At 45.4% G+C, this 12,468-nt stretch carries 9 protein-coding genes and 1 pseudogene; 7 read left to right on the forward strand and 3 right to left on the reverse strand.

Annotated elements, in window-relative coordinates:
- Positions 1–32 precede the first annotated feature (32 nt).
- From RT034_RS02360 to RT034_RS02380, 5 genes are all read left to right on the forward strand, one after another.
- Positions 33–2,279 carry a primosomal protein N' gene (locus RT034_RS02360; protein ID WP_313013116.1) on the forward strand — a complete coding sequence of 749 codons (2,247 nt, stop codon included), beginning with the start codon at positions 33–35 and terminating at the stop codon, positions 2,277–2,279.
- A 131-nt stretch (positions 2,280–2,410) separates the two neighbouring features.
- Complete coding sequence (locus tag RT034_RS02365) at positions 2,411–3,475, forward strand: cation diffusion facilitator family transporter (RefSeq protein WP_313013120.1); 1,065 nt, start codon at positions 2,411–2,413, stop codon at positions 3,473–3,475.
- A 282-nt stretch (positions 3,476–3,757) separates the two neighbouring features.
- A complete protein-coding gene (locus RT034_RS02370; RefSeq protein ID WP_313013123.1) occupies positions 3,758–4,513 on the forward strand; it encodes a hypothetical protein in 756 nt (251 codons plus the stop codon).
- 18 nt (positions 4,514–4,531) lie between these two features.
- The gene (locus RT034_RS02375) at positions 4,532–6,400 is read left to right on the forward strand and encodes a monovalent cation:proton antiporter-2 (CPA2) family protein (protein WP_313013126.1); all 1,869 of its coding nucleotides are present in this window, start codon (positions 4,532–4,534) and stop codon (positions 6,398–6,400) included.
- A gap of 62 nt (positions 6,401–6,462) precedes the next feature.
- Positions 6,463–6,990: an O-acetyl-ADP-ribose deacetylase gene (locus RT034_RS02380; RefSeq protein ID WP_050324091.1), complete on the forward strand. Its 528-nt coding sequence runs from the start codon at positions 6,463–6,465 to the stop codon at positions 6,988–6,990.
- 109 nt (positions 6,991–7,099) lie between these two features.
- On the opposite strand, the pseudogene RT034_RS02385 reads toward RT034_RS02380, so the two are convergent.
- From RT034_RS02385 to RT034_RS02395, 3 genes and pseudogenes are all read right to left on the reverse strand, one after another.
- Positions 7,100–7,201: pseudogene (locus RT034_RS02385) on the reverse strand (hypothetical protein); the annotation flags it as partial.
- Positions 7,202–7,291: 90 nt separating this feature from the next.
- The gene (locus RT034_RS02390; protein WP_036598588.1) at positions 7,292–7,576 is read right to left on the reverse strand and encodes a YbdD/YjiX family protein; all 285 of its coding nucleotides are present in this window, start codon (positions 7,574–7,576) and stop codon (positions 7,292–7,294) included.
- Between the two features lie 89 nt (positions 7,577–7,665).
- Positions 7,666–9,756: a carbon starvation CstA family protein gene (locus RT034_RS02395; RefSeq protein ID WP_409566284.1), complete on the reverse strand. Its 2,091-nt coding sequence runs from the start codon at positions 9,754–9,756 to the stop codon at positions 7,666–7,668.
- 507 nt (positions 9,757–10,263) lie between these two features.
- Between RT034_RS02395 and RT034_RS02400 the strand changes: the two genes are divergently transcribed.
- Positions 10,264–11,253, forward strand: coding sequence for an LpxL/LpxP family acyltransferase (locus tag RT034_RS02400; RefSeq protein ID WP_313013357.1), 990 nt, complete (start codon positions 10,264–10,266; stop codon positions 11,251–11,253).
- Positions 11,254–11,369: 116 nt separating this feature from the next.
- Complete coding sequence (gene trpS / locus RT034_RS02405; protein WP_313013136.1) at positions 11,370–12,461, forward strand: tryptophan--tRNA ligase; 1,092 nt, start codon at positions 11,370–11,372, stop codon at positions 12,459–12,461.
- The last annotated feature ends 7 nt before the right edge of the window (positions 12,462–12,468 follow it).

Here is a 12,468-nt window from a genome sequence, read left to right on the forward strand (position 1 = left end):
AATTTGCTTGGTATATAGGATAATATCAGAAAATGAATAAAACTTATAATATGCTAATCCAAGTTGCCTTACCTGTCCCCATTGATTCGGTGTTCGATTATCGCGTTGTGGGCGATGCGTTGCCCGCGATTGGCTGCCGCGTCCGAGTACCGTTTGGTGCGCGCAAATTGGTCGGCATTGTGGTGGCGCATATTGAGCACAGTCAGCTTACGCAAAATGCCATTAAACCTGTATTGGACATACTTGATGAGCTGCCGATTGTCGATGAGGCATTGTTAAAACTCGCTTATTGGCTGTCTGCTTATTACTGCTATCCGCTTGGCGATGTGTTTTCTGTCATGCTGCCGACGTTAATTCGCCAAGGAATGACACTCGACTACCGACAATTATGTTGGCAACAACTACGCGATGCCACTGACGAGGATTTTTCCGCCACTGCAAAAAAACAACGCCAACAATTTGCTTTATGTGAATTGGTCATCAACTCGCATGGCAATTCGCATAGCAATGACACAAAGCTTGTAACTGAGTTTGCGCTGATAGACCATGGCGTTGAACCCGCTTATTTAAAAAAATTTGAGCAGAAAGGTCTGATTGCGCCTGTTTATCAAATGCCATCTTTACCCAAGCTTGCTAAGCTTGCCACCACGCCGCTCACCTTAAATTTGCAGCAACAACAAGCGGTGCAAAAAATCACCCATGCCTGCCAGCAGCCACACTATGAAGGTTTTTTGCTCAATGGCATTACGGGAAGTGGCAAGACCGAAGTGTATTTGCAAGTGATGCAAACGGTACTGGCACAAGGCAAACAAGTGCTTATCTTAGTGCCAGAAATTGGGCTGACCCCACAGACCAGACAGCGATTTGCCCAACGATTTGAAGCCCAAGTATTGATGCTACATTCGGGACTTAATGACACCGTGCGGCTTGATGGCTGGCAACAATGCCGACTGGGCTATGCGCAAATTATTATCGGTACGCGTTCGTCAGTGTTATACCCATTTGCCAATTTAGGGCTGATTATTGTCGATGAGTCGCATGACCAATCTTACAAACAGCAAGACTCTCTGCGCTATCACGCCAGTGATGTGGCGCTCTATCGGGGGTTTCAGCTTAATTGTCCGGTGATTTTGGGCACCGCGACGCCATCGCTTGAAAGCCTATATCTGGTACAACAAGGTAAACTCACCGAGCTTACTTTGACCCAGCGTGCAGGCGATGCCAAACCTGCCATCATGCAGCTGATTGATGCGCGCCAACAAGCATGGCAAAACGGTTTGGCGCAAAGCTTAATTCAAGCCATTCGGCAAACGTTAGATAAAGATGAGCAAGTATTGGTATTTTTAAACCGTCGTGGCTACGCGCCCATCTTATTGTGTGATGCTTGCGGTTGGCAAGCAGACTGCCCGCGCTGTGATGCGCATTTGACAGTGCATTTTCAGCCAGTGGCAATGCTAAAATGCCACCACTGCGATTGGCAACAGGCCATCCCGACACATTGCCCCAGCTGTGGTAGTAGCAATCTTGACCCTGTGGGCATGGGTACGGCGCGGATGGTTGAAGGGTTAACTGAGCTTTTCCCCGATGTGCCTGTGATTCAGATTGACCGCGATACCACGCGTAAAAAAAACAGTTGGGAGCAAGTGTATCAGCGTATTGCTGATAACCCCAAAGCCATTTTGGTGGGCACGCAAATGGTGGCAAAAGGGCATCATTTCCCCAATGTGACCTTGGTGGCAATCCCCAATGCTGACCGTGGTTTTTTATCCTCAGATTTTCGCTCACCTGAGCATACCGCCCAGCTGATTATCCAAGTGGCAGGTCGTGCAGGTCGTGCCGATAAAGCAGGTCTGGTACTGATACAAACCCTGCAACCTGAAAATCCGGCGTTACTGACTTTGGTACGTGAAGGATATCTGAGTTTTGCCCAGCAATTATTGGTTGAGCGGCGCATGTTGGGATTGCCGCCATTGACTTACGCTTGTTTGGTACGGGTGGAAAGCAAATCGTTAGAAAACAATCAGCAAATTTTGCATCAAGCAATTGCGCTGCTGCCATCACGCCAGCACATGACAGCCTTGGGTATTGCCATTAATGGCCCGGTGGATGCGCCGATGGCAAAGAAAAACAGTCGCTATCACTCGCATTTATTAATTTTGACCAAAACACGCCACGTTCGCCAGCAGCTATTGTCGGACTGGTGGCGACAGACAATTGCGTTGCCATCGGCAAAGTATGCCAGACTATCGATTGACATTGATCCAATGAGTTGGTCTTAACATGACTTGCAAAACCATTGCTTTTGCTAAAGCGCTTATTTCACGCTGATGTTTAAATGGGCTTTTTTCAACTCGCTGATTGGGCTACAATTTAGCTAATTTTTACCATTAATTAGTGTAAGTAAATAACAATGACCCCAAAACCGCTTCAAGATTCAAAGCAGCCTACTGACACGCACCTTGTCGACCCTCATGACCCGCATCATGAGCACCCTAATGCGCATGGTCATGGCAACAATCAACACCATGAGGACGCTGACCACAGCCCCAGTCACAGCCACAGCCATACGGATAATCAGCGTATCATCACGATAGCGTTTGCCATCATTGCAAGCTATATGATTGTTGAGGTCATCGGCGGTTATATTACCGGCAGTTTGGCGTTGTTATCAGATGCAGGTCATATGTTTAGTGATGCGGTGTCACTTGCCATGACTTTGTTTGCATTTATCATCGGTAAAAAATCTGCTACCTCCCATAAAACTTTTGGTTATCGCCGTTTTGAGATTTTGATTGCGCTTATCAATGGTCTGACGCTACTGATTATCAGTGCAGGTATTGTGTATGAAGCCGTGCTGCGTTTTCAGCAGCCGCCACAAATCGCCACCACGAGTATGCTAGTTATCAGTACTATTGGGCTTATCGTCAATTTGGTGGTCGCCAAACTGATGCACGGTGGTGATACTGATAATCTCAATATGAAAAGCGCTTATTTACATGTATTAAGTGACTTGCTAGGCTCGGTGGCTGCGATTATTGCTGCTATTGTGATTATGCTGTTTGGCTGGGTGTGGGCAGATGCGGCAGTGAGTATTTTGGTGGCGCTACTGATTGTTCGCAGTGGTTATGCTGTCGTCAAAAATGCCGCCCATATTTTGATGGAAGGCGCGCCCAATCATATTGACCAAAGCGTTATTATCCAAACCCTCTCTGGCCACCCAAACGTGTTATCGGTTCATGATTTACATGTCTGGACGATTACCAGCGGCTTACATAGTTTATCTTGTCATATCATTGTCCCAAGCTCGCTTACCCTACAGCAGACTGATGCACTATTATCAGACTTACAACACGAGTTACAGCATTTAGGCATTGGGCACAGTACGCTGCAATTTGAGAGTGATTTGCATGCGCACTCCGCGCAGTTTAATTGTGATATTACTAGCGCACCCCCTGTCCATGCGCACGCGCACTAACCGACTTTTTGACCCAAGGTGCCAAAAAGTCGATGTTGCCGCTGAGCGTTTTTAGTTTTTGTTTTGTGGGGTTTGCTGTTTGCTTGCTTAATTTTTCTTACGATTAATTGCTTAATTGTGCGCATTACTTAGGCTAAATATGTTAGGATGAATCAGCACCCTGCTGTGGCAAGCCTTGTTTGCTAAACGCTTGCTAAATAATTAAACATCTGTATTTAATATCTATATTAAGTTTCTATTAAATCTATATAAAAATCATTAGCTTACTGGAGGTAAACGCGTATGACACACCGTTCTGCACCTTTCGTGGCACCCAACTTGCATCTTATCCAATCTGATGGCTCAGACAACTCAGATAATGGCAATCCCTCAGCACTGCTGGTCGATGAAAAGGCGCATAAAAAACAGATCAAGTTATTGCTCTCTACCTTGCAAGCCGATATTGCCCAGTTTCGGGATAATTTTTTTCCGCCGCCCTATCTCACCCAAATTCAAGATTTGCCTATTTATGCAGGCAATTTGGCAGAGGTGCAAAGCTATGAGCAAACCTGGCAAGCTCTGATTGATCGCGCCAAAGGGTTTTATCCTTCAGCAGGATTGCCGCCTGATTATCTGCCATTACCCGCAAGCCTTGAGATACCGCAGTTTATTTATCATGTGCAAAAACTACATTTGACTCGTACCAAAGCCAAAGAATCCAAAAATTTTGGGTCAGTGGGTGCACTGGTTGAAAAATGCGGTCCGTATGAGGATGCGCAGTTGATGGCGATGGAAAATGCCCTAGCCAAAGGCGAAGACGTGCGGCTGGTGGCGCATCGTGAATTTATTGATTTACGTGCTTATGTGTTTTGTCGCAATCCCAAAGGTGAATTGCTAGAGCCTGAACGGATTCGTTTTTATCGCACAGGTTTGGTTATTCAAACATTAGCAGACTTTAAAGTGGTGGACAGTCGGCAAACTCCCCGTAAAAAACGCAATGACGCCTATAAAAATGCCATTGCCGATAACGGGATTTGGAAAATTTTTGTCAAAAATTAAAAATAATTGAGGTTTTGTATGTTTGTGCTTGCTGCCAGTGCTGATAGTTCTATGATGCTTGACGCAACTATCTTTTTGGGTGCGGCAGTGATTTTGATACCGCTTGCGAAGCGTTTTGGTATCGCCACGGTATTGGGTTATTTGTTTACAGGCTTATTGCTGGGTCCAAGTTTTTTGAAAGTTGCGGGTAACCCCGATGATTTGCTGCATTTTTCTGAATTTGGGGTCGTGCTGCTATTATTTATTATTGGTTTAGAGCTACAGCCCTCTCGGCTTTGGGCACTTAGGCAACAGATTTTTGTGTTAGGCGGGCTGCAGGTGATTGTCACGGGCGTGGTGCTGATGCTGCTATCGTGGTATTTTTTAGATATTCGGCTATCAAATAGCTTTGTCATCGGTTTTGGCTTGGCGCTGTCATCAACGGCGTTTGTGTTGCAGTTACTGGGTGAAAAAAAGCAGCTTGCCACCACGCATGGTCAGCAAGCCTTCACTATTTTATTGTTTCAAGATATCGCGGTTATTCCTTTACTTGCCGCATTGCCATTTTTGTCAGGCGCGCAAGAGCAAAATTACGATTGGATTTATTTTGCCAAAGTCATCAGTATTTTTGCTGGCATGATATTTGTCAGTCGGTTTGTGGTACGTCCTTTCTTTAAGTTTGTGGCTTCTAGTAACGCCACCGAGCTGCTCACCGCCACGGCGTTATTTATCGTACTGGGTGTGTCGCTATTGATGAATTATATAGGCTTGTCAATGGCACTTGGGGCATTTTTAACCGGGGTGCTACTGGCTGACTCCGAATACCGCCACGAGTTAGAGGCGAGTATTGAGCCATTTAAGGGGTTGCTGCTTGGGCTGTTTTTTATGTCAGTTGGTATGCTCACCAACGTCAAATTAATTGTCGCCAAGCCCTTACTCATCATTGGTTTGGCAGTATTGCTGATGCTCATTAAGTTTGTGGTGCTGACAATCATTGCGCGGCTCATGGGCAACAAAAACGAAAGCAGTATCCGTCTTGGGGTGACGCTAGCGCAAGGCGGGGAATTTGCGTTTGTACTCTTTAGCGTGGCGACCGCCCAGCATCTGTTAACCCGTGAACAACAAAATATTCTAAACCTTGTGGTGACTGTCTCAATGGCAATGACGCCACTGGCATTTTTATTACTGGAAAAAATTGGCAATCCGATATTTGCCAAAGCTAAGCCCAGTAAAGAATACGACAAAATACCCAACCATGAGCACGCAGTGGTGATTGCAGGATTTGGACGTGTCGGGCAAATCATCGGTCGTGTGCTACGTATGCACAATATTGAATTTACCGCGATTGAAAAATCTGCCAACCAAGTCGATTTCGTCCGCAAATTTGGTAACCAAGTATACTATGGCAATCCCCAAAATCCCGAGATCCTACGCGCAGCAGGGCTTCAGCGAGCCAAAGTTTTTATTATTGCCATTGGTGATATCGAGCTGTCTGCAACGGTGGCCGATTATGCCGTACGCAATTATCCGCATCTGACCATCTTGGCACGTGCCAAAAACCGTGAGCATTATTATCGTTTGCGCGATGCGGGGGTTAAGTATATTTGGCGAGAAACCTACCTATCTTCGCTGGATATGTCACGCGAAACCTTGGAAGTATTGGGCATGGCACCACAAACTGCCCGAAAAACCGTGCAAATGTTCCGCGATTATGATGACGCGTTGATTGAACGGCAGCGCGCCATCTATGAAGATGAAGCCGAGATGATTGCCTCAGCACAATCGGCGATTCAAGAACTCGAAAGCTTATTTGATAGCGATATGACCACCGCGAAACATGAACTCCATAAAGACAAAGAGCGGTTTGAAAAATTGGCCGAGGAATCCTACTCGCAAACAAAAAAATAACCCAAAAAAACCATCAAAAGAAACGAACATTTAAAATGTTAAAAATCATAAGGAGTACAAGCATGCAAATCCGTGTCGTACAACAAGATATTACGACCCTAGCTGTTGATGCGATTGTCAACGCTGCCAACAATTCATTGCTCGGTGGCGGCGGGGTTGATGGCGCTATTCACCGTAAAGCAGGCACGTCACTGCTTGCGGCTTGTCGAGTGATTCATGATGAGCAAGGCGGTTGTCCTACTGGCAAAGCCGTGATTACCCCTGCAGGGAATTTACCCGCCAAATATGTGATTCACACCGTCGGACCTGTTTGGCATGGCGGACAGTCAAATGAGTCAGCGCTACTTGCAAGCTGTTACACCGAATCGCTGAAACTTGCTGAGCAAAACGGCGTTAAAACCATTGCTTTTCCCAATATTTCAACGGGTGTGTATCGTTTTCCAAAACAACAAGCCGCACAAATTGCGGTAAACACCGTAAAAGATTTCGTCAAGCAAAACGAAAATAATGAATTTGAAGACATTATCTTTGTCTGTTTTGATGCAGAAAATTATCAGCTTTATCTAAATTTAGTCCAACCCGAAAATTAAAATATGCAAATTTTACATGATGGCGAAGCTTTAACTATCGCAAAGCGGTATCTGAATGCAATGTCCAAATCCATGGGCGACTGCCAACTTGCAATCATGAAAAATGAAACAATAAACCGCCTAAAGGGTGCATGATATCAGAGCCTACACACACTGCGACCAGACCTGCCAACGGGCGATTGTGTATAAAGCTTGGGTCATTTTTGCCGACAATCATTGGCAATATTTACAAAAATTAACAATTCAATTTTTGATAAAAAAAACAGCCTAATTTTAGACTGTTTTTTACCGATTTATAGAATTAGCAAGGACATCGCTTCATGCTACCGCCATTACTCGGGTAGCGCGCATCGACGCAGTAGCGAAAAAAGGTCTTTTCATCCATCGGCTCTAGGTCAGGATGCTGCTCCTGCATGTGGCTGACGTAGGTCGCATAATCAGGGACACCGACCATCAAACGAAAGCTTTGTTGCATCCGTTTGACCAGCGTGATTAGGCGGGTCATATTTTTTGGGCTAAAAATTACCTCCTTTTGCGCCTTCAAGGTCATTTTAATCAAGTTGGCGATTAACGCGTTATTACTCATGTGACTCTCCTTCTATCTGCCCAGCATGGTTTTGGTGAAATCAAAGCAATTGCACAATACAATATTGTGCAATTGCTGGTAATTTTTCACTAATGCGGTGCAGAAATATTCAAGGGTTTTGGATCTTCATAAATCGCCTCACCTTCAACCACGGTAGGTTTATCACTTGCCAAGGCTTTTGTTAATGCGCGAATGGTACCGAAAATCATGACAATCATCACAATCATAAAGAAGCCACAAAGCACGGCATTCACATAGTTTGAGAATACGATGGTTTGCATCTCATCCAAGGTTTTGGCAGGTTTTAACACTTCACCTTTGGCAATCGCGGCGCTGTATTTTTGTGCTTGTGCTAAGAAACCAATCGCTGGGTTTTCATGGAAGATTTTTTGCCAACCTGCCGTCAAACAGGTAATCAATAAGAAAACCGTGGGTGCTACAGTGACCCAAGCATATTTTTGTTTTTTCATTTTAAATAAAACTGCAGTGCCTAGGGTCAATGCCATCGCTGCCAAGATTTGGTTACCGATGCCAAATAGCGGCCACAATGAGTTAATGCCCCCAAGCGGATCAATCACGCCTTGGTAAACAAAGAAGCCCCAAGCGGCGACTGCAATCAAAGTCGCAAGCAAATGCACGCCGAGATTGGTTGAATTACGCACCGACGGCACCACGATGCCGATGGTGTCTTGTACCATAAAACGACAAGCACGCGTCCCTGCATCGACTGCAGTCAAAATAAACAAGGCTTCAAATAAAATCGCAAAGTGATACCAAAACCCCATCATCGCCGTACTACCAAAGATAGACGATAGGATATGCGCCATTCCAATTGCAAAGGTCGGTGCACCGCCTGTCCTTGAGATGATTGAGCTCTCACCCACTTGCTGCGCTAGCGTTGTAAGCGCATCGGGGGTAATTACAAACCCCAATTTTTGGATAGCGGCTGCCGCTGTCTCTGGGGTTGTACCTAAAAGCGCAGCTGGCGCATTAATCGCAAAATACATGCCAGGGTCAAGAATGGTGGCACAGATCATTGCCATGATACCAACCATCGACTCCATGAGCATACCACCATAACCAATGGCGCGAGTATCTACTTCATTGTCCACAAGTTTTGGGGTCGTACCACTCGATACCAACGCGTGAAAACCAGAGATAGCACCACAAGCAATGGTAATAAACAAGAACGGAAATAACCCGCCTTTAAATACGGGACCTGTACCATCGATAAATTTGGTAACCGCGGGCATTTTTAACTCTGGCATGGTAAAGACAATCGCTAGTGCCAAACCTACAATTACCCCTATTTTTAAAAAAGTTGATAAATAATCACGCGGCGCAAGCAGCAGCCACACAGGCAATACCGAGGCTACCACCCCATAAATCATCAATGCCCAAGTCAGCTGGGTACCTGTCAAGGTAAACAGTTCAGCCATCGCAGGGTCTTTGGCAATATCGCCACCAAATACAATCGCCGCCATCATCAACACAAAACCGATGATAGACACTTCCATGATTTTACCTGGGCGTAGATAGCGCATGTAGATGCCCATCAGTAGCGCGATAGGAATCGTTGCCGCGATGGTAAATAGTCCCCAAGGACTGTGCGCTAGCGCCTTGACCACCACCAGTGCCAGTACGGCAAGAATAATGACCATCACGCCGAGTGCACCGAGCATCACCGTAATACCCGTAAAAGTACCCAGCTCGTCTTTTGCCATTTCACCCAGTGACTTGCCATCACGGCGGGTCGAGATAAATAGTACAGTAAAATCTTGTACCGCACCTGCGAATACCACCCCAATGATGAGCCATAGCGTACCTGGCAAATAACCCATTTGTGCCGCTAAGATAGGACCGACTAAAGGACCTGCCCCAGCAATCGCAGCAAAGTGGTGGCCAAATAAGACGTATTTATTGGTAGGAACATAATCTAAGCCATCTTTTAGGCGGTGAGCCGGTGTCACGCGGCGGGGATTGAGTTCAAAGACTTTTTTGGCGATAAATAAGCTATAGTAGCGATAAGCAATGCTATACGAACACACGGCAGCGGCGACGAGCCACACCGCATTGATACTTTCGCCGCGGTGCAGGGCGATTGTCCCTAATGCCACTGCGCCAATAATTGCAACAAGTAACCACACTATCTTTGATAGCATGGGGGAGTTACTTGTCATTGCGGAATTTGTCTGCATGTCAACTCCTTTTTATATAAGGTCATCCTGGGGTAGAGATAAAAGCAATTATCTTCAACTGAACTAAATTAACATGTAATTACGTTAAAGCATTATTGCTTCTTTTTTGTAATATTTTGCAAATTGTAACATGGATTGGTGGTCTTTCGTCATTGAAAGTATCACTGTTACCCAATATATACCAAATTTACTGGCTTTAGCCTGCGTCGTTGTTTGGTATAATGACCCAATCAGCTTAAAAGCCTGTATATTTTAGCCTATATTTTTTGACCAGTTTTACAAACTTAATCGGCCAGGTCACTGCCACGGCATTTATTTTTGCATTTTTTATGTATTTCTTATGCTCTTTTCAATGAAACATACCCTATGAAACCAACCCAAAATCATAAGCCTCAAATGTTTGACCCAACAGCCAAAATAACTTCAGTTGATACTGTCAGTAATGTCGATGCCAATCTGCTTCATAAGTCAACTGTAACACTTGAAGGCATGCCAAAGGTGAGCGAGTTGCAAAAACTGCAATCAAATAACCGTACAGCGCGTAAGCCTTTTCAGTGGCAGTTTTTGTTGCCGCAATATTGGGGGATTTGGCTTGGGGTTGCGCTAATTTTGCCATTGATTTATTTACCGTTGCGCTATCAATTTAAAATCGGTCATTTTTTGGGAAAATTGTTATTTGGACTGATTAAAAGCCGCCGAGCCGATACTTTGACCAATCTGTCATTGGCGTTTCCAGAGCTCAGCGAAGATCAGCGTTTAGAGATGGCAGAGAAGATTTTTATCAATGCCGGTGTGGGTGTGTTTGAGAGTCTGTGTGCCTGGTATCGGCCTGATGTATTTACCCGCTGCGTCACTGTATCAGGGCTGCACCATGTCAAAAACGCCCAATCGCAAGGTAAAGCGGTTATTTTACTTGGCATCCATTCGACTTTGCTGGATTTGGGTGGACGGCTGACCACCATGTTTACCCCGCTGGATGTGGTGTATCGACCGCAAAACAATGCGCTGCTTGATTGGTTTATTTTTAATGCTCGCTCAAAGGTTTATAGCGACCAAATCAGTCATCGCGATATGCGCCATTTTGCCAAAAACCTCAAAGACAACCATGTGGTATGGATTACCCCCGACCAAGATTTTGGGCTTAAACAAGGCGTGATGGCAGACTTTTTTGGGGTGCCAGCTGCCACCTTGACCGCACCACGTCGTATGGCAAAACTCGGCAATAAAGCCAATCCACCTGCCGTGATGATATTGCATTTTTATCGGGAAACCCCAGATGAGATGCCAAAAGGTCGCAAACCGCATTATCACATCATCTTCTCGCCTATTATTGACAACTACCCAACCGAAGATGAATTAGCGGATGCCAATCGCATCAATCAGCTATTAGAAAATTATATCCGTATCGACCCGACCCAATACATGTGGTTTCATCGGCGCTATAAAACCCAGCCTACTGGTATTCGATATTACCGCTAATATTACTCATGGGGCTTAGCCAATTTGGCATGAATTTGTAGTCAAAACCCGCTATACTAACGGACAATTTTTTTGCCTATTTTGTACTTTTTTTGCTTTTGTTTGGAATTTTGAACATGAATGACAAAACAGCCGCGCCGCGCCGCATTTTAACCGGTATTACCACCAGTGGTATTCCCCATCTTGGCAACTACGTCGGTGCCATTCGTCCAGCGATACAATCGGCGATACAAGGCGCCAGTACGGGAGAAAGCGACGCTTATTTTTTCTTGGCGGATTTGCACGCACTCATCAAATGCCATGACCCTGAGGCGATTCATGCCTCGACCAAAGCGATTGCCGCGACGTGGCTTGCCTGTGGTCTCGATCCTGAACGGGTGGTGTTTTACCGCCAGTCGGACATTATCGAAATTCCAGAGCTAACTTGGGTGCTCAACTGTAACTGTGCTAAAGGTTTGATGAACCGTGCGCACGCCTACAAAGCCGCCGTAGATGCTAACCGTGAAACGCCAGACACTGACCCTGATTATGGCATTTCGATGGGATTATTTAGTTATCCTGTGCTAATGGCTGCGGATATTTTGATGTTCAATGCCACCCATGTCCCTGTGGGTAAAGACCAAATCCAGCATATCGAGATGGCACGTGATATAGCAGGTACCTTTAATTTTCGCTATTGTGACCCAGAAAAACCGATTTTTGTACTGCCGGAAGCCATGGTAGATGATGACACGCCGCTACTGACGGGGCTTGATGGTCGTAAAATGTCAAAAAGCTATGGCAATACCATTCCGTTGTTTGGCGACCCTTCATCAAATCAGTCGCAAGTAGATGGTGAAAAAGCGCTGCGAAAAGCCATCATGCGTATTGTCACCAATTCACAATTGCCAGAAGAACCCAAAAACCCTGATGAATCCACGATTTTTGAGATTTATCGTGCATTCGCTAGCGCGGAAGAACAACAACTACTGCGTCAACGTTTTGAGCAAGGTATCGCTTGGGGGGATGCCAAAGAAGTGTTGTTTGAAAAAATCAACAGCGAAATTGCCCCTTTCCGTGCTCGTTACAATGAATTGATGGCGAATCCAAAAGAACTGGAAGAAATCCTACAAATGGGCGCAGAAAAAGCCCGCCGTGATGCGCGCAAACGCCTAGAAAAAGTACGAAAAGCCATTGGTATCAAACCCCTTGCCAAACTCAAAAAATAACGAGTCA

The organism is Moraxella sp. CTOTU48841, from assembly GCF_032061225.1.
In the GTDB taxonomy this organism is placed as follows: Bacteria; Pseudomonadota; Gammaproteobacteria; order Pseudomonadales; family Moraxellaceae; genus Faucicola; species Faucicola cinerea.